Source organism: Neisseria sp. P0021.S006, from assembly GCF_051956895.1.
In genome coordinates, this window is record NZ_JBQCWZ010000003.1 from 1 (window position 1) to 20,352 (window position 20,352).

The following is a 20,352-nucleotide window of genomic DNA, read 5'->3' on the forward strand; positions in this document are numbered from 1 at the left end:
ATGTGGCTTACTCGGTCTTGCCCGTGATTGCCGAAGTCAGCCGTCGCAATGGCATCCGTCCTTCCCGTCCGCTGACGATGGCGGTTATCGCTTCCCAATTTGCGATTGTCGCCAGCCCGATTGCCGCAGCCGTTGTTGCCTGCGTCACCATGCTTGAGCCGCAACACATCACGATGGCGGATGTGTTGAAAGTTACCGTTCCATCCACGATTTTGGGTATCGGTTTGGCTTGCGTGTTCGTAAACAAACTGGGCAAAGAATTGAAAGACGATCCGTATTATCAGGCTTTACTGAAAGACCCGAACTATGTGAAAGAATACATCGATGTGGAGGAACAACAAACCGATGTCGCCATTTCGCCGAAAGCCAAATTGTCGGTCGGTATTTTCTTGACTGCGGCATTGCTGGTGGTCGTGATGGGTGCGCTGCCAGAGCTGCGTCCGGCTTTTGAACACGATGGCGCGATCAAGCCTATGGGCATGGCGCATACGATTGAAATCGTGATGTTGTCTGCTTCTGCACTGATTATCTTGGCGTGTAAACCCAATGGCGATGCGATTACCCGAGGTTCGGTATTCCATGCCGGTATGCGTGCCGTGATTGCAGTATTTGGCGTGGCTTGGTTGGGCGATACCTTGATGAACGGCCACTTAACAGAAGTGGAATCGACCGTCAGCCATTTGGTTGAATCTGCACCATGGACCTTTGCCTTTGCCCTGTTTGTCTTGTCGGTATTGGTCAATAGTCAAGGCGCGACAGTGGCAACGCTATTTCCAATCGCCATCAAACTGGGTATTCCTGCGCCCATCATTATCGGCACATTTGTTGCGGTAAACGGCTATTTCTTCATTCCGAACTACGGTCCGATTATTGCCGCTATCGACTTTGATACAACCGGCTCGACCAAAATCGGCAAATTTATCTTCAACCACAGCTTCATGATTCCGGGCCTGTTGAGCATGGCATTTAGTCTGGCTTTCGGTTTGTTGTTGGTTCAACTGTATTATTGATAGGCTGAAAAATGAAGGCCGTCTGAAATTAAATTTCAGACGGCCTTTTTGATATTGTTATTCGAGAGCTTAATTGCAGTATTTATTGACGTCGTTTTGGTATTGTTTAATCAGGCTGTCGCGATTGGCCAAGCGTGCGCTTTCGGCGACTTGGCGGTTGATTTTGGCGATTTTGCAGTTTTCCAGCTTGTTTTGGCGGTTTTGCTCTTCGATTTTTTTGTTGCGCTCTTCGATTTGTTTGTTTTGTTCCGCAACCTGTTCGTTGGGCTGCTCGGCAACCGGCTCAGATGCCGCCGCAGCAGGTGCAACGGCAGGTTTGACATTGTGCGTACGGATGTTGACCACGCCGGAACGCTTCGGTTGCAGGCGGTTTGGCGTATCGGAATAGTTGTTGCCCGATGTGCCTTTCCAAGTGTACACCTCGGCCGCACCGGTCAGAGCGGCGGAAGAGAGAAGGGCTGCTATCAGACAGGTTTTGAGTACGGAAGATTTCATGGGTTTCCCTTATGTAAATGATGTTCTCATGCGGCTTATTTTACTTGAAACTGCAATGCGTTGGCATATTTTTGTACGCCAAATCAAATCATGTAAAAAAATAACGTTAAAACGTGTATTGCCAATGTTAGCATCAAGCCGGTGTGATATAATGCCGTGCATCTTGCACAAACTGAAAGACCGAGCATCATGCGTATTGTAGAAAAAGCCTATACTTTCGACGACGTTTTGTTGGTTCCAGCGCACTCAAACGTGCTGCCTCGAGATGTCAAACTTCAAACCAAACTCACCCGCGATATCACGCTCAACCTCCCTCTACTTTCTGCTGCAATGGATACCGTTACCGAAGCGCGTCTGGCCATCTCTATGGCTCAAGAAGGCGGCATCGGCATTATCCATAAAAACATGACGCCGGAGTTGCAAGCGCGTGCCGTTTCCAAAGTGAAGCGCCATGAGAGCGGCGTGGTGAAAGATCCCGTTACCGTTGCACCGACCGCATTGATCCGCGAAGTTTTGGAAATGCGTGCACAACGCAAACGCAAAATGTCCGGTCTGCCTGTTGTTGAAAACGGCAAAGTGGTCGGTATTGTAACCAACCGCGACCTGCGTTTTGAAAACCGTGTCGATCTGCCGGTTTCTGCTATCATGACCCCCCGCGACCGTTTGGTTACCGTTCCTGAAGGTACCAGCATCGATGAAGCCCGCGAAATCATGCATGCGCACAAGGTGGAGCGCGTTTTGGTGTTGAATGACCAAGACGAACTCAAAGGTCTGATTACAGTTAAAGATATTCTGAAAACAACCGAGTTCCCTAATGCCAACAAAGATGCCGAAGGCCGTCTGCGCGTCGGTGCCGCGGTGGGTACCGGCGGCGATACCGAAGAGCGTGTCAAAGCATTGGTGGAAGCAGGCGTGGACGTGATTGTGGTCGATACTGCCCACGGCCATAGCCAAGGCGTTATCGATCGCGTGCGCTGGGTCAAAGAAACTTATCCGCACATTCAAGTCATCGGCGGCAACATCGCGACTGCCCAAGCCGCTTTGGATTTGGTGGCCGCCGGTGCGGATGCCGTTAAAGTCGGTATCGGCCCGGGCTCGATTTGTACGACCCGTATCGTGGCCGGCGTGGGCGTGCCTCAGCTGACTGCGATTCACAATGTTTCCGAAGCCTTGAAAGGTACAGGCGTTCCCCTGATTGCCGACGGCGGTATCCGCTTCTCCGGCGATATTGCCAAAGCTCTGGCAGCAGGTGCATACAGCGTCATGCTCGGCGGTATGTTTGCCGGTACGGAAGAAGCACCGGGCGAAATCGAACTTTACCAAGGCCGCTCTTACAAGTCTTACCGCGGCATGGGTTCATTGGGTGCGATGAGCCAAGGCTCTGCCGACCGCTACTTCCAAGACAAAACCGACAGCACAGACAAATATGTTCCTGAAGGCATTGAAGGTCGTGTACCTTACAAAGGCCCGATTGTGAACATCATCCACCAACTGACCGGCGGTCTGCGCTCCAGCATGGGTTACTTGGGTTGCGCCAATATTGCTGAAATGCACGAGAAAGCAGAATTTGTGGAAATCACTTCTGCCGGCATGAGCGAATCCCACGTTCACGACGTACAAATCACTAAAGAAGCGCCTAACTACCATCGTTAAATCACTATAAAAAGGTCGTCTGAAAATATTTCAGACGGCCTTTCTGTTTTTATAAGGTTTTAAAAATGAAGAGAATATTGCTTGCCGCCGTTTGGCCTCGTGTTTCAGGTTGGGTATTTGCAGAATTTACCGAATAATTGGGAAGACGAACGCTTCATGTGCTGAAATGACATGTATCAACTAGTACGTTCTGATCAGGGCGATTAAACCAAGTTTCAGACGGCCTTTTAAAAATCGTATTACAATAAGCCAAAATTAAAAACACATTCCATTATGTCCAAAAAAATCCTGATTATTACCCCAAGCTGGATTGGCGACTGCGTCATGACCCAACCGCTTTATCGTCGTTTGCATGAGCTGTATCCTGGCTGCACCATTGATGCTTTTGCCCCCAAATGGTCGATGGCCGTATTTGAGCGTATGCCTGAAATCAACCGTGTGATGGAAAATCCGTTTGGACATGGTGCGTTGGAATTGAAAAAACGCTGGCGTATCGGGCGTGAATTGGGAAAAGAAGGCTATGATCAAGTGATTGTTTTGCCCGGTTCGCTCAAATCCGCCATCATTGCCTTGGCTACGGGTATTAAACAGCGTACGGGCTACGTCGGCGAATCACGCTATTTTTTGTTGAACGATATCCGTAAGTTGGATAAGGCCGCGTTGCCTCTGATGGTTGACCGCTATACTGCGCTGGCGCATCCGACCCAAGCGGATTTTAACGGGCATTCCGATAATCCGTGTTTCACGATTGATCCTGAAAGCCGTCAAGCCGCTTTGTCAAAACATGGTTTGGCGACGGATAAACCGATTTTGGCATTTTGTCCCAGTGCGGAATATGGCCCGGCCAAGCGTTGGCCTGAGCGTCATTTTGCCGAACTTGGCCGCCGCTATTTGGCTGAAGGTTGGCAGGTTTGGCTGTTTGGTTCGCAAAAAGATTTCGATATTGCAGATGAAATCAACCGACTTTCAGACGGCCTGTGTACCAATCTTTGCGGCAAAACCAATCTTCCTGAAGCCATTGATCTGTTGTCTTGCGCCGATACGGTCGTGTGCAACGACAGCGGTCTGATGCATCTTGCGGCCGCGCTTGATCGGAAATTGGTTGCGGTTTACGGCTCATCCAGCCCTGACCATACGCCGCCTCTAAGCCAAAAGGCAAAAATCGTCAGCTTGAATTTGGATTGTTCGCCATGTTTTAAACGCGAATGTCCGTTAGGGCATACGGATTGTTTGAACAAGCTGACGCCGGATATGGTGCAAAAAGCAGCGGAAGAGCTGGCTCGTTCGGCGTAATCCAATAAAGCTTAGATGGAAAGTAGTAAAGGGCAGATTTGAGTCTGCCTTTTGATTTTTCATTTCTTTGATTTCTTAACGAAAGGCCGTCTGAAAATTATATTTCAGACGGCCTTTTTTGGTTTCAATATATCCGATTATTTTTGATGCAGATTGTAAACGTATTCGACTTCTTCGCGGCTGCCCATGAATACGGCAACACGTTGGTGCAGGCCGGTAGGTTGGATGTCGAGCATGGCTTCGATGGCGTTGTTTGATGCGCCGCCGGCTTGTTCCATAAGCAGGCTCATCGGGTTGGCTTCGTACATCAGGCGCAGTTTGCCCGGTTTGGATGGGTCGCGTTTGTCTTGCGGATACATGAATACGCCGCCGCGCATCAGGATGCGGTGGATTTCGGCAACCATGCTGGCTACCCAGCGCATATTGTAGTTTTTGCCGCGTACGCCGGTTTCGCCTGCCAGCAATTCGTCAATGTATTGTTGAACAGGGGCGAACCAATGTCTTTGGTTGGACATATTGATGGCGAATTCTTTAGTAGACTCGGGAACGCGCGGATTTTCTTTGGTCAGCAGGAATTGGTTGGCATCGTCCAGAGTGAAGACGAACACGCCGTGACCGACAGTCAGTACCAGTTGTGTTTGCGGACCGTATAAAACATAACCTGCGGCCACTTGGTCGCGGCCTTTTTGCAGGAAGGACTCGGTAGTTAATGCGCCTTCTGGTTTCGCCAAGATGGAGAAGATGGTGCCGACGGAGATGTTGACGTCGATATTGGAAGAGCCGTCCAACGGGTCAAACAATACCAAATAGCCGCCGTTTTCGTGTGTGGCGACATAGGTGTCTTCTTCTTCGCTGGCAAGGCCTGCGATGTTGGCATTGGCTTTTAAAACATCAATCATGATGTTGTTGGCAATGACGTCAAGTTTCTTTTGGTCTTCGCCTTGGATGTTGCCGGTACCTGCCATGCCCAAAACGCCGGAAAGCGCGCCGAGGCGGACTTTGGCGTTGATGTCCAAACAGGCGGCGGCTACGGATTCCAGTACGCTGGCCAGCTCTTGCGGCAGTTTGTGTTCGGGCAGGTGTTGGGCTAAGAATTGGTTCAGTGTCTTCATGGTTTCACTCTTTTCCTAAGTTTGAATCGAATATTTTTCAATTTCAGGCCGTCTGAAAACGGCGTGTTCATTTGGTTTTGCTCTCGGCCATGCCTAAAACTTCTTTAGTGCAGGCGATGCTGGTGTCTTTGATGCGTTTTTTCAGCTCGTCGCTGATGGAGTCGCTGCCGCCCAAAAGCGATGTCGCTTCTTCAGGATTGATTTGGTCGACTGTTTTTTCGCCGATGCAGCGGCAGATTTTTTCAGTGGTCGCGGAATCAAACGGGCTTTTTCCGGAGGCTTTTTCTACGCAGGCTTCGGTTGCCGAGCGGACAAATTCGGTGCGGAAACTTTGGGTAAATTCTTCTTTAAATTCGTTTTTTGCTGATTCGCTGCACGCGCAGAGCAGGAGTGTGCAGGCTAGGGGTGTGCGTATATTCATGAGTGGACGGCCGTTAATTGTTATGTTGTGAATTGTAGTGGAAAAAGGCTTAAGTATAAAGGGTTAAGGCCGTCTGAACAGGTATGGCGGCAAAATCAAAGCGTTTGGGTATACGTTCAGACGGCAGTGTTTATTTCGTTTTGCTTTCCAATACATAATGCGCGCCGACATCTTGCGCCAAAATTTTGGCAAGTTCGGGCAGATTGTTTTGCAACTGTTCGGCAAGCATATAGGGCGGGTTGATGACGAACATGCCGCTGCCGTGCATACCGAAGCCGTCGCTGCGCGGCGTATGGACATGAAGCTCGGCGTGCAGATAATTGTCGGGAGCGATTTTTTTGAGTTCGTCCGGAAGTTTGCGGCTTTCTTCGCGGCTCAAGCAGGGATACCAAACCATGTAGCAGCCGGTTTCAAAGCGTTTTAAAGCATCTTTCAAGACTTGGACGACACGGCGGTAGTCTTGTTTTTCTTCGTAGGGCGGATCAATCAAGACGGCGGCGCGGCGCGGCGGAGGAGGCAGAAGTGAAATCAAACCTTGATAACCGTCCGCTTGGCTGACCTGCACTTTACGCGCAGGGCGAACTTCGCGCATATTGTTTTGTAAATGGACAAAATCGGCAGGGTGCAGCTCAAAGAGGCGCATTTTGTCGCTGTCGCGCGTGAGCGCCTGTGCTAGCCAAGGCGAGCCGCAGTAAAGGTTGTCTTGCGGCAGTATTTGTTTCAGACGGCCCACAAATTCGGCCAATTCGGCAGGCAGCTTGTCAGCTTGTTCCAAGAGCACAAAGCCTTGTTTGTATTCGCCGACTTTTTGCGCTTCATCGCCGCTCAAATCATACAAACCGGCACCGCTGTGCGTATCGATATACCAATAGGGCTTGTCTTTGCGGTTGAAATATTCGAGGACGAGGAAGAGGGTAAAGTGCTTGAGCATATCGGCATGGTTGCCGGCATGGAAGGCGTGGCGGTAGCTGAGCATGATCGGGCTGCGGAAATAAAAATTCGATTATACCCCAAACCATCGCCATCACCGCTTTCAGACGGCCTTTGTGCCTGGAAAATGCTACAATATCCGCCTTATCGTACCATCGGAAAGAAGACATCATGTTTACAGGCATCGTACAAGGTATGGGCAAAATTACAGACATCGCCCAACCTTCGCCCGACTTTCGTACCCACACAGTTGAGCTGCCCCCCGAAATCGCCGACAATCTGCAAACCGGCGCCTCTGTCGCCAACAATGGTTGCTGCCTGACCATTACCCGAATCGACGGCAACAAAGTCAGCTTTGATTTGATGGACGAGACCTTACGTAAAACCAATCTCGGCAGCTTGAAAGTCGGCGACAGTGTCAATTTGGAACGCGCGGCGCGGTTTGGCGATGAAATCGGCGGCCATGTAATGAGCGGCCATGTGATGGCGGTTACCCGAATTTCCCGAATTGAATCAAGCGAGTTCAACCGTACAGTTTGGTTTGAGCTGCCGGAAAACCTCAAGCCCTACATCCTGACCAAAGGCTTTGTCGGTTTGGACGGTTGCAGCCTGACCATAGGTGAAATCAGCGACAGCGAATTTTGCGTACACCTGATTCCGGAGACTTTGGAGCGCACCCTGTTTGGCAGCCGCAAAGAAGGCGACCTCATTAATATTGAAATCGATCCGCAAACCCAAGCCGTTGTCGATACCGTGATGCGAGTATTGGCGCAAAAGGCCGTCTGAAAAAAAGAAAGCCGAAATGAAATTATCCAATTTTTTGAAAAAAGCGAATTCCGTTTTAAACCGTCTGGATTTAATCCTGCCTGACGAAGCCGGTAAAACCGACTGGCGCGCTTTGGCCTACCGTTGGCACAGCGTGGGCAAAAAAGGCATTTTGGAAAGCCTGCCACGTCCGCATACGTTTCCTTTGAGCAGATTGGCGGCAGTCGGTTCGCAAACCGACAGGCTGAAACGCAATACCGAGCAATTTTTGGCAGGCCGTCCGGCAAATAATGTCTTGATGACCGGCGCACGCGGTACGGGCAAATCTTCCTTGGTTAAAGCGTTGTTACACGAATACGCCGAGCGCGGCCTGCGACTGATTGAGGTGGATAAAAGCGATTTGATCAGCTTACCGGCTTTGTTGACGCTGTTGTCTGAGCGTCCCGAGAAATTTATCGTTTTCTGCGATGATTTGTCGTTTGAAACCGGTGATGAGACCTATAAAGCCTTGAAAACTGCTTTAGACGGCGGACTGTCGCAACGTTGCACCAATGTTTTGGTTTATGCCACTTCCAACCGCCGTCATTTAATTCCTGAATACATGGATGAAAACGGCGGTACTACGGGCACTCGCGGCGAAATTCATCAGAAAGAGGCCGTCGAGGAGAAAATCTCCCTTTCCGACCGCTTCGGTTTGTGGCTGAGTTTTTATCCTTTCGATCAAAACGATTATTTGACCGCCGTAGCCAACTGGTTGGAAGATTTCAATGTTCCTTTTGATGACACGGCACGCCAAGCCGCGTTGCAATGGGCGCAAATGCGCGGCAGCCGTTCAGGCCGTTCGGCATGGCAGTTTGCCTGCGACTGGGCAGGTCGGTTGCCGGAAGAAAGAGTGCTGGATTAAGGCGAAAAAAGCAAAGGCCGTCTGAATATGGTTTCAGACGGCCTTTTTGTATTTTTATTTATCCATCAGCGCAAGCATGAAGACAACCATTGCTGGCGTTGGCGCGGATTGAGCAGATGGTAGAGGCGGTATTGGATTTCCATTTCATCTACCGCATAGTCCATGCTGGAGAGGTAGCGGTTTTCAACATAATCGCGGGCGGCGTTTGAGTCGAATGAGTCGCCGGAGAGGATTTTGATGATGGTTTGACGGCGGTTGCGGTCGGAGCGTACAGTTTTACGGTAGGCTTTATCGTTGATTTGTTTGAAATCGGTACGCAGGCGGCGCAGGGCGGCGTGTTGGTCGGCGGATAAATTGAGCTGTCGGATGTCGCAATTCGGGTGAAAGTCGTCCAAAGTGGCCAGAAACGGACCGGCATGTGCAGGCAGACTGGAACAGAGTAGGGCAAGTGCTAAGAAAATAAAAGTCGGATAGCGGGAAAGTGCAACAGACACGGTGTTTTCCTAATGTTTCATCAGGTTTGGAAATATAACCGATAAGCGTGTGAAAGGCAGTATCAATGCAGTTAACTTTTGTTAATGATGTTAGATTTTTTTGAATGTGTATGTAATCTAATAATTTATTTTCAAAGCCTTACTATGTGATTATAAGTTTCATTAATGTATATGAAATGTAAATTCACAAAAATGACGGCAGAGACGTTGTCGGCGGCATACAACATAGGGTTAAAAATGCGATAATGACAAAGGAACACACTTTAGGAGAATAAACATGACCGACTACCGTATTGCCCCCAGTATTTTGTCTGCCGATTTTGCCCGTTTGGGCGAAGAGGTTGCCGAAGTTATCCGCGCGGGTGCGGATTTGATTCATTTTGACGTGATGGACAATCATTATGTGCCGAATCTGACTTTCGGCCCTATGGTTTGTGCGGCTTTGAAACCGTATGCAACCGTGCCGGTCGATGTGCATTTGATGGTTGAGCCGGTGGACGATTTGATTCATGCGTTTGCCAAATCCGGTGCCAATATCATTACCTTTCATCCCGAAGCCAGCCGCCATGTCGACCGCAGCTTGGGTTTGATTAAAGAATACGGCTGTCAGGCAGGCTTGGTATTGAATCCTGCTACGCCGGTTAATATTCTGGAAAACGTTTTGGACAAACTGGATATGGTGTTGCTGATGTCGGTCAACCCGGGCTTTGGCGGGCAAAGCTTTATCCCGAATACGCTGGTGAAAATCCGCAAAGTGCGCGAGATGTTGGACGAGTATGAACGGCAAAGCGGCCGCCATATCGCATTGGAAGTCGATGGCGGCGTGAAGACAGACAATATTGCTGAAATTGCGGCTGCAGGTGCGGATACGTTTGTGGCCGGTTCGGCGATTTTTGGCAAACCGGATTACAAAGCCGTTATCGATGAAATGCGTCAACAGTTGGCGCAAGTCGGATAACTAAGCCGGGATATTCTTGGTTTTTCAAACTTTGGAATAACAATATTGAATATTAAAGGCCGTCTGAAATGATTTTCAGACGGCCTTTTGCTTTAGCCTAAACCCTTACAGCGGCCATTTCAATGCAGGATTGCTTTCAATGACTGCTTTGAATTGGTTTTGGATACGTTCAATCGCTTCTTGCGTATCCGCTTCAAAACGCAATACCAAAATCGGCGTGGTATTGGAAGCACGCATTAGGCCGAAGCCGTCAGGGAATTCAACGCGCAAGCCGTCGATGGTAATGATTTCGGTCGCACCTTCAAACTTGGCATTGGCAGCCAGTTCTTCAATCACTTTGTGGCCGTTGCTGCCTTCCGGCAGGTCAATGTTGAGTTCCGGAGTGGAAATGCTTTGCGGCAGCTTGTTCAACACTTCGGACGGATTGTCGAAGGCAGACAGGATTTCTAAGAGGCGTGCGCCGGCATACATACCGTCGTCGAAGCCGTACCAGCGTTCTTTAAAGAAGATGTGTCCGCTCATTTCGCCGGCAACCAGTGCGCCGGTTTTTTTCATGGTGGACTTGATGAAGCTGTGGCCGGTTTTTTCCATCACAGGATCACCGCCGTGTTCTTTAATCCAAGGTGCGAGCAGGCGGGTGGATTTGACGTCGAAAATCACTTTGGCTTTAGGATTGCGGCTCAACACGTCTTGCGCGAAAAGCATCAGTTGGCGGTCTGGATAGATGATGTTGCCGTCTTTGGTCACCACGCCCAAGCGGTCGGCATCGCCGTCAAATGCCAAGCCGATTTCGGCATCGCCGTTTTTGAGCTCGACGATGAGGTCTTGCAGGTTTTTCGGTTTGGAAGGGTCGGGGTGGTGATTAGGGAAGTTGCCGTCCACTTCGCAGAAAAGTTCGGTTACTTCGTTGCCCAAGCCTTTGTAGAGTTTGCCCGCGAATGCGCCCCCGACACCGTTGCCCGCGTCGATGGCGATTTTCATCGGGCGTTTGAGCTTGATGTGGCCGACGATGTTGTTGTGGTATTCGCCAGAGATGTCTTTTTCGGTTACGCTGCCTTGTTTGTCGGCGGCAACAAAACCGTCTTTTTCAACAATGGCTAAAAGTTCTTGAATGGCTTCGCCTGCGAGCGTGTCGCCGCCGAGCATCATTTTGAAACCGTTGTAATCAGGCGGATTGTGGCTGCCGGTAATCATCACACCGCTGCCGCCACATTCGTTGATGGCCGCGAAGTAGAGCATAGGGGTGGCAACCATGCCGACATTGAGGACGTCGATGCCGCTGTCTGTGAAACCGCGTTGAATCTGCGCCATCAGGCCGGGGCCGCTCAAGCGTCCGTCGCGGCCGAGTGCGATGCGGGTAATGCCTTTTTCGGAGGCTTTGGTGGCAATGGCTTTGCCGATTAAGTAGGCAGCTTCGTCAGTCAGAGTTTTACCGACGATGCCCCGGATGTCGTAGGCTTTGAAAATGTCGCGGGCGATATTTGCCATGTGGATTTCCTTTGAATTTAAGGGAAAATAATAGGCGTTATTCTAACACGGCTAAAAGGCCGTCTGAAGAATTCAGACGGCCTTTTGTCGTTACATCAAAGAACAGTGTTGCTTGGACGAATCAATTGTTGAAAGTGTTGCACTGGTTGATGTCGCCGCTTTCCAAACCGCGCTTGAGCCAAGTCATGCGTTCTTCGGACGAGCCATGAGTAAAGCTGTCGGGAACGACATAGCCCTGAGCCTGTTTCTGCAAGCGGTCATCACCGACGGATTCGGCAGCAAGCATGGCTTTTTGAATGTCTTCGGCTTTGAAGATGTTGTTGTTGACGGCGTAGTGTCCCCAAATACCGGCGAAACAGTCGGCCTGCAATTCGAGTTTGACGGAAAGGGCATTGGCCTCTTTCTTGCCGACTTGCTGTTGCATTTTGTGGACTTTAGGCAGAATGCCGAGCAGGTTTTGAACGTGATGGCCGACTTCATGGGCAATAACGTAGGCAAACGCAGCATCGCTGGCAGATTTGAGTTTGGTGCGCATGTCTTCGTAGAAACTCAAATCCAAATAAACTTTTTGGTCGCCCGGGCAGTAAAACGGACCCATGGCAGATTGGCCCGTACCGCAGGCGGTGGACGTGCCGCCTTCATACAACACCATGGTTGCCGGTGTATAGCGTTGGCCGTGTTGTTGGAAATATTTGCTCCATGCTTTTTCCGTATCGGCAAGGACGACGCGGGACAGTTCGTTCAACTCGGCTTCTTGTTGGCTGTCGAGTCGGGAAGCTTGCTGGGTAGGAATGCCCATCGAAGATGAGCCGCCAACCAAACCGCTCAAATCCACGCCGTAATATGCGCCGACCAAAACCACGATAATGCCGAGTATGCCCGGTGTTTTGCCGCCACCGCCGCCACTGCTTCCGCGGCGATCTTCGACGTTTTGGCTTTGTTCACGACCTTTCCAATCCATAATGCGAATCCTGTGTAGTTTTCATGCGGCGGATTATACTATGGAATGTCAAATGTGTTTGATCGAATTGTGAATATTGCTTGAGGCCGTCTGAAAATGCGACATCGGGAAAGTGAAAACGGCAGTATCTTTCAGATGGCCTTGGTGTTTGTTAGAATGAGCCAACCTACTATTGGGAGATGTAAGATGAAAGTCAGCAGTAAAGCTATTGTTAACGGCGAATTTGAAGACAAATACGGCAAGCGCGGCAGCCAGTTCAGCCCGAGCGGTATGCCTTCTTATTCGATTCCTTTTGAGATCAAAGATGCACCTGAAGGAACAAAATCGTTTGCTGTGGTGTTGGAAGACAAAGATGCCATTTCAGCATCGGGTTTCGTATGGACGCATTGGTTGATTTCGGATTTGAAACGCACTTCCGTGGCAGAAAATGAAAGTATTTCTGCAACAGATTTCACACAGGGCGCGAACACTTGGGCGAGCGCGTTGGGTAAATTTGAAATCGAAGAGGCCTCATTTTACGGCGGTATGGCACCACCGAACAACCGTCATCGTTATGAACTGATTGTGTACGCGCTGGATACCGTTTTGGATTTGCCGCGCGGTTTCCGCTTTAATGAGCTGCATTTTGCCATGCAAGGCCATGTTTTGGATTCGGCATGCGTGGTCGGTACTTATGATGTGTGACGGTATGTGTCATTATTGAAAAACAGCCTGTCCGTTTGCAATTCGGACAGGCTGTTTTTATGGGAAATCAAATCGATTAAACCACTTCGGCTTTAGTGATGATGACAGGTTCGCTCGGTACGTCGTCGTGGTAGCCGTGACGTTTGGTAGAAACGCCTTCGATGGCATCGACAACGTCAAAACCGTCAACGACTTTACCGAATACGGCATAGCCCCAGTCTTGGACGACAGTTTTGCCGTACAACTCTTTAGAACGGAAGTTCAGGAAAGCGTTGTCGGCAGTGTTGATGAAGAATTGCGCGCTGGCAGAGTGCGGATCGGAAGTACGCGCCATGGCGATGGTGTATTTTTCGTTAGGTAAACCGTTGGACGCTTCGTTTTGAATCGGATCGCGGGTTTCTTTTTCGTTCATGTTTTCATCCATGCCGCCGCCTTGAATCATAAAGCCTTTGATGACGCGGTGGAAGATTACGCCGTCGTAGAAGCCATCTTTAACGTATTGCTCGAAGTTTTTAGCAGTAACGGGGGCTTTGTCGAAATCGAGTTCGATTTTGATGTCGCCTTTGTTGGTGTGCAGGATAATCATGGGTTTCCTTTCGTTAGAATCCGGTTTTAATCATTCGTTAAATTGTGTCTGAATGACAAACTTCAAGGCCGTCTGAAAAATATTCTTTCAGACGGCCTTGTTGTTTAGGTCGATGGTTTACATCAGTACAGCATAAGCCCACAGAGCAACCAATACCACGCAGAGGATGTTCAGCAATAAGCCGACATTCATCATTTCGCGTTGTTTGATTAAGCCTGTACCGAACACAATCGCGTTAGGCGGTGTGGCAACCGGCAACATGAAGGCACAAGATGCGCCGACACCGATGACGAATACCAAGACTTGTTCCGGCAGACCCATTTGCGCGGCAATGCTGGCGAAAATAGGCACAAGCAGGGCGGCGGAAGCCGTGTTACTGGTGAACTCGGTAAGGAAGATGATGAAAGTGGCAACCACGAAAATCACCAGCAATGCAGGAGAGTGGGAGAACGTGGAAGCAACTTGCTGACCCAATGCTTCAGATGCGCCGGAAGATTGCAGCAACGCGCTCAAGCTGATACCGCCACCGAAGAGCATCAATACACCCCAGTCGGTATTGCGGGCAACTTCTTTCCATTGCGCCACGCCGAATACGACGACGGCAACGGCGGCAATCAGGGCAATAACGGTATCAGGGTTGGAAATACCGAATGCGGCTTTGATTTTGGAGCTGAATACCCAAGCGATGGCTGCGGCCAAGAAAATCAACAGCGCGATAACGCGGTGCAAAGTCCAAGGGATAGATTCAGCTTTAACTTCCACGCGCTCATTCAAATTAGGTTTGAGGATGACGTACATGGAGAACAGCATCAGCGGCAGAATCAACAGCATCATCGGCAGGCCGAGTTTCATCCAGCCGACGAAGTCCAAGTTCAGCGCTTTGGCGGCAATCATGTTCGGCGGAGAACCGACCACGGTACCCAAGCCGCCGATACTGGCGCAGTAGGCGATACCGAGCAGGACGAAAACATAGGTTTTGCGTTCTTTTTCTTGGTCGAGGTGGCTCATCATACCCATTGCCAAAGGCAGCATCATCGCGGCAGTCGCAGTGTTACTGATCCACATAGACAGGAAGGCGGTAACGGCAAACAGCATCAACACGGCAACTTTCATATTGCCGCGGGACAGGCGCAACAGGCTGACGGCGATTTTACGGTCGAGACGCTGCATGTGCAGGGCGGTTGCAAGCGCGAAGCCGCCGAAGAAGATGTAAATCGTCGGGTCGGAGAAACCGGCCATCGCTTTTTTGATGTCCATATCCGGGAAGCCGAGTACAACGGCAAGGATAGGGATCATCAACGCGGTAACGGTAATGTGTACGGCTTCGGTAAACCAAAGTGCCGCAACAAAAATCAACAGCGCGATACCTTTGTTGGCATCGGGGCTGTAGGGAAGGATGTAATAAATGCCGAAGCAGACAACAGCAGAGATAATGGTCGTCAGCAGTCCTTTAAAGTCGGTAATCGGCTTCTGCGCACTGAGAAGCTCGACGTTCTCAGGATGCTGAGTCTTATCCTTGGCGTTTAAGTCCATGATGTATTCCTCTGAAACATGATTGGTTTTTCTTTTCAGCCGAACGTTCAGACGGCCTAATAGGCGACAGTATATTTGTAATTTGATGTAGTGTAAACAAATTGTAAATTATTTTTTAAAAATGAAATGAAAACCGGATAAGCAGCAAGAAAACTGCTTATCCGGCGGAATGAAGACCCATCGTGGGTTAATAAGCATCAGGACAAATCGGTAAAACTGCCAAAATTACGGCCGGGTCAGTAATACCATCCTGATTTATATGGATTTAAACGTTTTGCGTCAGATTGTCTTGTTCCTTAAACAACAAACCGCAAACGGCAAAACCTGTCGCAGCTAAGAGCGCGCCTGCAATGCCGATATTGGAAAGACCGAACCAAGTGGTCACGTAATGCCCCAAAAGCGCACCGCCGCCGATACCGACATTGTACAAACCTGAATAAATCGAGTTGGCTACATCTGTCGCATCGGAAGCAAACGTCAATACTTTGGAGACCATGCCCAAGCTGACGATGACGATGGCCACGCCCCAAATAAACACCAGCGCATATACCGCATACGGGAAAGAGGCAAGCGGCAGAAGCAGCAGGGCGGAGAGCAGGATGACCGCCACTGCGCCGAGCATAAACAAACGTTGCGCTTTGGCAAACCATTTGCCGAACAGATAAGATGCGGCAAATCCTGCCAAACCGTACAGGCTCAAAACGATGGTAACTTGTTCTGCCTTAAATCCGCCAACTTGCAACACAAAAGGCTCGATATAGCTGTATGCCGTGAAATGGGCTGTAATAATCAACACCGTCATTGCATAGAGTAGCATCAGGTTGCGGCGTTTGAACAAACTCGGCAGGCTGCTTAAAGAGCCGGTATTTTGGCTGGGTAAAGCAGGCAGATTTTTGGCCAACACCAGCATTACGCCGGCAGCGCAGACCCCGATCAGCAGGAAGCTGAGCTGCCAGCCGAAGTATTGCCCGACCACGCGCCCCAGCGGAATACCCAAAACCATCGCCAAAACCGAACCCGTACTGAGCAAGCCCAGAGCCTGATTGGTTTTGCCGGCGGGGGCAAGCCGTACCGCCAAAGAAGCCGTAATCGACCAAAAGATCGCGTGTGTCAGCGCAATCCCGACACGGCTGACCAAGAGGATGGTGAAGTTCCAAGAAAAGAACGACAGCGCGTGAAACAGCGCGAACAGTGCAAACAGCATCAGCAATAATTTGCGCCGTTCGATGTTTTTCGTCATCAGCATCAGCGGTAGCGATAGGAGCGCAACAATCCACGCATACACCGTGATCATCATGCCCACTTCCGTTGCCGGTTTGCCAAAGCTTTGACCGATGTCGCTCAAAAGCGCAATCGGAATGAATTCGGTGGTATTGAAAATAAACGCTCCCACCGCCAGCGCGCATACACTAACCCATTGTTTGAATGTTGAAGTCATTATTATGTCCGTTTGATGAAGCAAAAGGCGTTATTGTACACCTATCTGCATTTTTTCAGACGGCCTTAATGAAGAATTTGCAAGCTGTTTGTGTAAGGAGTAAAGTGTTCGGCAACCATATTTGATTTGTGTGAATGAAAGGAAATACAAATGCAAACTGTTACCCTCAACATCGATGGCATGACCTGTGGCGGCTGTGTTAAAAGCGTAACCCGTCTTTTGGAAGGCGTAGAAGGCGTGGAAAAAGCAGAAGTCAGCTTGGAAAACAAAAATGCAGTGATTACTTTTGATGAAAGCAAGACAGATACCGACGCGCTGATTGATGCCGTAGAAGACGGCGGCTACGATGTGGCTTTGTAACCGATAAGCGTATTTTGAAAAGGCCGTCTGAAACGCTTCAGACGGCCTTTGTCTCTTGATAACTTACTTTTTGCCATTATTTGGATTACACCGCCACACGGGTAAACAAAAGTTTTCGCGCATATCTGAAGCAAAGCGGCGGCAAGTGGCTGCCGTATTACAACGAGGCCTGTACCAAACCGTTAGCGGCCGACTAAGGCTACCTGAAACTTTTCAGGTAGACTGTTTCTATTCTGCCCAAGCCGCCTAACGCTCCTCCAGCCCGGCCAAAATCGCACAATCCGGGCAGTCGTCTCCCGCGCAGGCATCGTGCCAACGTTGCAGCTCGGCCACCATGCCCTGCAAGTGTTCGATTTTGGCTTCCAGCTCGGCGATGTGCCGCGCGGTGAGCGTTTTCACTTCGCGGCTGGTACGCTGCGGGTTGTGTTGCAGGCTCAAAAGCTGCCCGATCTGCGGCAGCGAAAAGCCCACTTCCCGCGCATGGCGGATAAAGCACAGCCGGACAAGGTCGGCCTGTCCGTAGCGGCGGTAGCCCGCTTCGCTGCGCGCGGCCGGGGCGATTAGGCCGTGCTTTTCGTAGTCGCGGATTTGTTTGGCGGAAAGGCCGCTCTCGGCCGCGGCCTGGCTGATGTTCATCATGATGCTTGACCTTTACTTCGGGTAAAGCTTTATAGTGGCGGCACTTAGCGGGAAAGCAAGAGCAGACCCATCATTTCAGGTTACCTGAAAGCTTTGGCTGCAACGGGCTTTAAAACCTCAGCCTCATTCCAACAGAAAGGAAACCCTATGCAAACCATCACATTAAACATCGAAGGCATGACCTGCGGCGGCTGCGTGAAAAGCGTTACCAGCATCCTCGAAGGCGTAAACGGCGTGGACAAGGCCGAAGTGAGCCTGGAAAACAAGAATGCCGTCGTGGAATTCGACCCCGCCCAAACCAACCCCGCCGCGCTGATAGAAGCGGTGGAAGACGGCGGCTTTGATGCGGCTTTGTAAATCGAATCGCAACAAATCGACTGCAACACCCCAAAGGCTACCTGAAAACCCTGCTCCGCTTTTTTCAGGTAGCCCAACCACATTCAGAAGGAAGAAACCATGCAACAAAAAGTCCGTTTTCAAATCGAAGGCATGACCTGTCAGGCCTGCGCTTCGCGTATTGAAAAAGTGTTGAACAAAAAAGATTTTGTCGAATCGGCAGGGGTGAACTTTGCCAGCGAGGAAGCGCAGGTTACGTTTGACGACAGCAAAACCTCCGCAGCCGACATCGCCAAAATCATTGAGAAAACCGGTTACGGCGCAAAGGAAAAAACGGAAGACGCGCTGCCGCAGCCCGAAGAAGCAGCGCATGTAAGCTGGAGGCTGTGGCTTTTGTTGGCCATCAATATTCCGTTCCTTATCGGCATGGCAGGGATGATGATCGGGCGGCACGATTGGATGATTCCGCCTGTATGGCAATTTGTGCTGGCAAGCGTGGTGCAGCTTTGGCTGGCGGTGCCGTTTTACAAAAGCGCGTGGGCAAGCATTAAGGGCGGGTTGGCGAATATGGACGTGCTGGTTACCATCGGCACGGTATCGATTTACCTGTATTCCGTTTATATGCTGTTTTTCAGCCCGCACGCGGCGCACGGCATGGCACACGTGTATTTTGAAGTAGGCGTGATGGTGATCGGTTTTGTGTCGCTGGGCAAATTTTTGGAACACCGCACCAAAAAATCTAGCCTCAACAGCTTGGGCTTGCTGCTCAAACTCACGCCGACCCAAGTCAACGTGCAACGCGATGGCGAATGGAAACAACTGCCCATCGACCAAGTGCAAATCGGCGACCTTATCCGCGCCAACCACGGCGAACGCATTGCCGCCGACGGCATCATCGAGAGCGGCAGCGGTTGGGCGGACGAGAGCCATCTTACCGGCGAATCCAACCCCGAAGAGAAAAAGGTGGGCGGCAAAGTGTTGGCAGGTGCGCTGATGACCGAAGGCAGCGTGGTATACCGCGCTACGCAGCTCGGCAGCCAAACCCTGCTCGGCGACATGATGAACGCGCTGTCCGAAGCGCAAGGCAGCAAGGCACCGATTGCACGCGTGGCAGACAAGGCGGCGGCGGTGTTCGTGCCTGCCGTCGTGGGCATCGCGCTTCTGACTTTTATCGCCACTTGGCTGGTGAAAGGCGATTGGACGGTGGCGCTGATGCACGCCGTTGCCGTTTTGGTGATTGCCTGCCCGTGCGCGCTCGGTCTGGCGACGCCCGCCGCGATTATGGTCGGCATGGGCAAGGCGGTGAAACACGGTATTTGGTTCAAAGACGCGGCGGCGATGGAAGAAGCTGCTCACGTCGATGCTGTCGTGTTGGACAAAACCGGCACGCTGACCGAAGGCAGGCCGCAGGTTGCCGCCGTTTATTGCGTTCCCGACAGCGGCTTTGACGAAGATGCTTTGTACCGAATCGCCGCCACCGTCGAACAAAACGCCGCTCATCCGCTCGCCCGAGCCATCGTTTCCGCCGCCCAAGCGCGCGGTTTGGAAATCCCCGCAGCACAAAACGCCCAAACCGTTGTTGGCGCAGGCATTACCGCCGAAGTGGAAGGCGTGGGTTTGGTGAAAGCAGGCAAAGCAGAATTTGCCGAACTGACCTTGCCGAAGTTTTCAGACGGCGTTTGGGACATTGCAAGCATTGTTGCAGTCTCGGTCGATAACAAACCCATCGGCGCATTCGCACTTGCAGACGCGTTGAAAGCCGATACCGCCGAAGCCATAGGCCGTCTGAAAAAACACAATATCGATGTCTATATTATGAGCGGCGACAACCAAGGCACGGTCGAATATGTCGCCAAACAACTGGGCATCGCACACGCCTTTGGTAATATGAGTCCGCGCGATAAAGCCGCCGAAGTGCAGAAACTCAAAGCCGCCGGCAAAACCGTGGCGATGGTCGGCGACGGCATCAACGACGCACCCGCGCTCGCCGCCGCCAACGTCAGCTTCGCCATGAAAGGCGGTGCGGACGTTGCCGAACACACCGCATCCGCCACACTGATGCAGCATTCGGTCAACCAGCTCGCCGATGCCCTGCTGGTGTCGCAGGCAACTTTGAAAAACATCAAGCAAAACCTGTTTTTCGCCTTCTTCTACAATATTTTGGGCATTCCGCTCGCCGCGCTCGGCTTTTTAAACCCCGTTATCGCAGGCGCGGCAATGGCGGCAAGCTCGGTTTCCGTGTTGAGCAATGCCTTGCGCCTGAAACGGGTGAACATTGAGTGATAATATAAA

The 20,352-nt window shown here is 50.8% G+C and carries 21 protein-coding genes; 10 read left to right on the forward strand and 11 right to left on the reverse strand.

Annotated features, from left to right (window positions below):
* Positions 1 to 1,010: anaerobic C4-dicarboxylate transporter family protein (locus ACTHUM_RS01110; protein ID WP_440402789.1), on the forward strand; the 1,010-nt coding region annotated here is incomplete at its 5' end.
* A 69-nt stretch (positions 1,011 to 1,079) separates the two neighbouring features.
* Here ACTHUM_RS01110 and ACTHUM_RS01115 read toward each other — a convergent pair.
* Positions 1,080 to 1,505, reverse strand: coding sequence for a DUF4124 domain-containing protein (locus tag ACTHUM_RS01115; protein WP_440361181.1), 426 nt, complete (start codon positions 1,503 to 1,505; stop codon positions 1,080 to 1,082).
* Between the two features lie 189 nt (positions 1,506 to 1,694).
* On the opposite strand from ACTHUM_RS01115, the gene guaB reads away from it, so the two are divergent.
* A complete protein-coding gene (gene guaB / locus ACTHUM_RS01120; protein WP_049344697.1) occupies positions 1,695 to 3,158 on the forward strand; it encodes an IMP dehydrogenase in 1,464 nt (487 codons plus the stop codon).
* 273 nt (positions 3,159 to 3,431) lie between these two features.
* Positions 3,432 to 4,451, forward strand: a complete 1,020-nt coding sequence (gene waaF, locus ACTHUM_RS01125) for a lipopolysaccharide heptosyltransferase II (RefSeq protein WP_440361180.1) — start codon at positions 3,432 to 3,434, stop codon at positions 4,449 to 4,451.
* A gap of 137 nt (positions 4,452 to 4,588) precedes the next feature.
* On the opposite strand, the gene ACTHUM_RS01130 is transcribed toward waaF, so the two are convergent.
* From ACTHUM_RS01130 to ACTHUM_RS01140, 3 genes are all read right to left on the reverse strand, one after another.
* Complete coding sequence (locus ACTHUM_RS01130) at positions 4,589 to 5,563, reverse strand: class 1 fructose-bisphosphatase (protein ID WP_049344695.1); 975 nt, start codon at positions 5,561 to 5,563, stop codon at positions 4,589 to 4,591.
* Between the two features lie 67 nt (positions 5,564 to 5,630).
* The gene (locus ACTHUM_RS01135; protein WP_049344694.1) at positions 5,631 to 5,984 is read right to left on the reverse strand and encodes a hypothetical protein; all 354 of its coding nucleotides are present in this window, start codon (positions 5,982 to 5,984) and stop codon (positions 5,631 to 5,633) included.
* Positions 5,985 to 6,114: 130 nt separating this feature from the next.
* Positions 6,115 to 6,960, reverse strand: coding sequence for a 23S rRNA (adenine(2030)-N(6))-methyltransferase RlmJ (locus tag ACTHUM_RS01140; RefSeq protein ID WP_049344693.1), 846 nt, complete (start codon positions 6,958 to 6,960; stop codon positions 6,115 to 6,117).
* A gap of 125 nt (positions 6,961 to 7,085) precedes the next feature.
* Here ACTHUM_RS01140 and ACTHUM_RS01145 point away from each other — a divergent pair, with 125 nt between their 5' ends.
* Both ACTHUM_RS01145 and ACTHUM_RS01150 read left to right on the forward strand, forming a co-directional pair.
* Positions 7,086 to 7,700 (forward strand): riboflavin synthase subunit alpha, encoded by a 615-nt coding sequence (locus ACTHUM_RS01145; RefSeq protein WP_049344692.1) that lies wholly within the window; start codon positions 7,086 to 7,088, stop codon positions 7,698 to 7,700.
* A gap of 16 nt (positions 7,701 to 7,716) precedes the next feature.
* Positions 7,717 to 8,583 carry an ATP-binding protein gene (locus tag ACTHUM_RS01150; protein ID WP_049336551.1) on the forward strand — a complete coding sequence of 289 codons (867 nt, stop codon included), beginning with the start codon at positions 7,717 to 7,719 and terminating at the stop codon, positions 8,581 to 8,583.
* Between the two features lie 65 nt (positions 8,584 to 8,648).
* Here ACTHUM_RS01150 and ACTHUM_RS01155 read toward each other — a convergent pair whose 3' ends face one another.
* Positions 8,649 to 9,077 carry a Spy/CpxP family protein refolding chaperone gene (locus ACTHUM_RS01155; RefSeq protein ID WP_049336552.1) on the reverse strand — a complete coding sequence of 143 codons (429 nt, stop codon included), beginning with the start codon at positions 9,075 to 9,077 and terminating at the stop codon, positions 8,649 to 8,651.
* Between the two features lie 277 nt (positions 9,078 to 9,354).
* On the opposite strand from ACTHUM_RS01155, the gene rpe reads away from it, so the two are divergent.
* Positions 9,355 to 10,035 carry a ribulose-phosphate 3-epimerase gene (gene rpe, locus ACTHUM_RS01160; RefSeq protein WP_070625401.1) on the forward strand — a complete coding sequence of 227 codons (681 nt, stop codon included), beginning with the start codon at positions 9,355 to 9,357 and terminating at the stop codon, positions 10,033 to 10,035.
* Between the two features lie 105 nt (positions 10,036 to 10,140).
* On the opposite strand, the gene ACTHUM_RS01165 is transcribed toward rpe, so the two are convergent.
* Both ACTHUM_RS01165 and ypfJ read right to left on the reverse strand, forming a co-directional pair.
* Positions 10,141 to 11,523, reverse strand: a complete 1,383-nt coding sequence (locus ACTHUM_RS01165; RefSeq protein ID WP_440361179.1) for a phosphomannomutase/phosphoglucomutase — start codon at positions 11,521 to 11,523, stop codon at positions 10,141 to 10,143.
* Between the two features lie 121 nt (positions 11,524 to 11,644).
* Complete coding sequence (gene ypfJ, locus ACTHUM_RS01170; protein ID WP_004519832.1) at positions 11,645 to 12,484, reverse strand: KPN_02809 family neutral zinc metallopeptidase; 840 nt, start codon at positions 12,482 to 12,484, stop codon at positions 11,645 to 11,647.
* A gap of 186 nt (positions 12,485 to 12,670) precedes the next feature.
* Between ypfJ and ACTHUM_RS01175 the strand changes: the two genes are divergently transcribed.
* Entirely contained in the window at positions 12,671 to 13,168 is a 498-nt protein-coding gene (locus tag ACTHUM_RS01175; RefSeq protein WP_039862157.1) for a YbhB/YbcL family Raf kinase inhibitor-like protein, read from the forward strand.
* 76 nt (positions 13,169 to 13,244) lie between these two features.
* Here the strand turns inward: ACTHUM_RS01175 and ACTHUM_RS01180 are convergent, their stop codons facing one another.
* The 3 genes from ACTHUM_RS01180 to ACTHUM_RS01190 all read right to left on the reverse strand — a co-directional run bounded on the left by ACTHUM_RS01180 (position 13,245) and on the right by ACTHUM_RS01190 (position 16,725).
* On the reverse strand, positions 13,245 to 13,754 hold the full coding sequence (locus ACTHUM_RS01180) for a peptidylprolyl isomerase (protein ID WP_004519830.1): 510 nt from the start codon (positions 13,752 to 13,754) through the stop codon (positions 13,245 to 13,247).
* A 117-nt stretch (positions 13,755 to 13,871) separates the two neighbouring features.
* Positions 13,872 to 15,287, reverse strand: coding sequence for an SLC13 family permease (locus ACTHUM_RS01185; protein WP_049336559.1), 1,416 nt, complete (start codon positions 15,285 to 15,287; stop codon positions 13,872 to 13,874).
* A gap of 265 nt (positions 15,288 to 15,552) precedes the next feature.
* Positions 15,553 to 16,725: a sugar transporter gene (locus ACTHUM_RS01190; RefSeq protein ID WP_440361178.1), complete on the reverse strand. Its 1,173-nt coding sequence runs from the start codon at positions 16,723 to 16,725 to the stop codon at positions 15,553 to 15,555.
* Between the two features lie 150 nt (positions 16,726 to 16,875).
* Here ACTHUM_RS01190 and ACTHUM_RS01195 point away from each other — a divergent pair, with 150 nt between their 5' ends.
* Entirely contained in the window at positions 16,876 to 17,085 is a 210-nt protein-coding gene (locus ACTHUM_RS01195; RefSeq protein WP_004519826.1) for a heavy-metal-associated domain-containing protein, read from the forward strand.
* Between the two features lie 246 nt (positions 17,086 to 17,331).
* Here the strand turns inward: ACTHUM_RS01195 and cueR are convergent, their stop codons facing one another.
* Positions 17,332 to 17,724, reverse strand: coding sequence for a Cu(I)-responsive transcriptional regulator (cueR, locus tag ACTHUM_RS01200; protein ID WP_440361177.1), 393 nt, complete (start codon positions 17,722 to 17,724; stop codon positions 17,332 to 17,334).
* A 147-nt stretch (positions 17,725 to 17,871) separates the two neighbouring features.
* Between cueR and ACTHUM_RS01205 the strand changes: the two genes are divergently transcribed.
* A complete protein-coding gene (locus ACTHUM_RS01205; protein WP_003674677.1) occupies positions 17,872 to 18,081 on the forward strand; it encodes a heavy-metal-associated domain-containing protein in 210 nt (69 codons plus the stop codon).
* A gap of 99 nt (positions 18,082 to 18,180) precedes the next feature.
* Positions 18,181 to 20,343: a heavy metal translocating P-type ATPase gene (locus ACTHUM_RS01210; protein ID WP_440361176.1), complete on the forward strand. Its 2,163-nt coding sequence runs from the start codon at positions 18,181 to 18,183 to the stop codon at positions 20,341 to 20,343.
* Positions 20,344 to 20,352 lie beyond the last annotated feature (9 nt).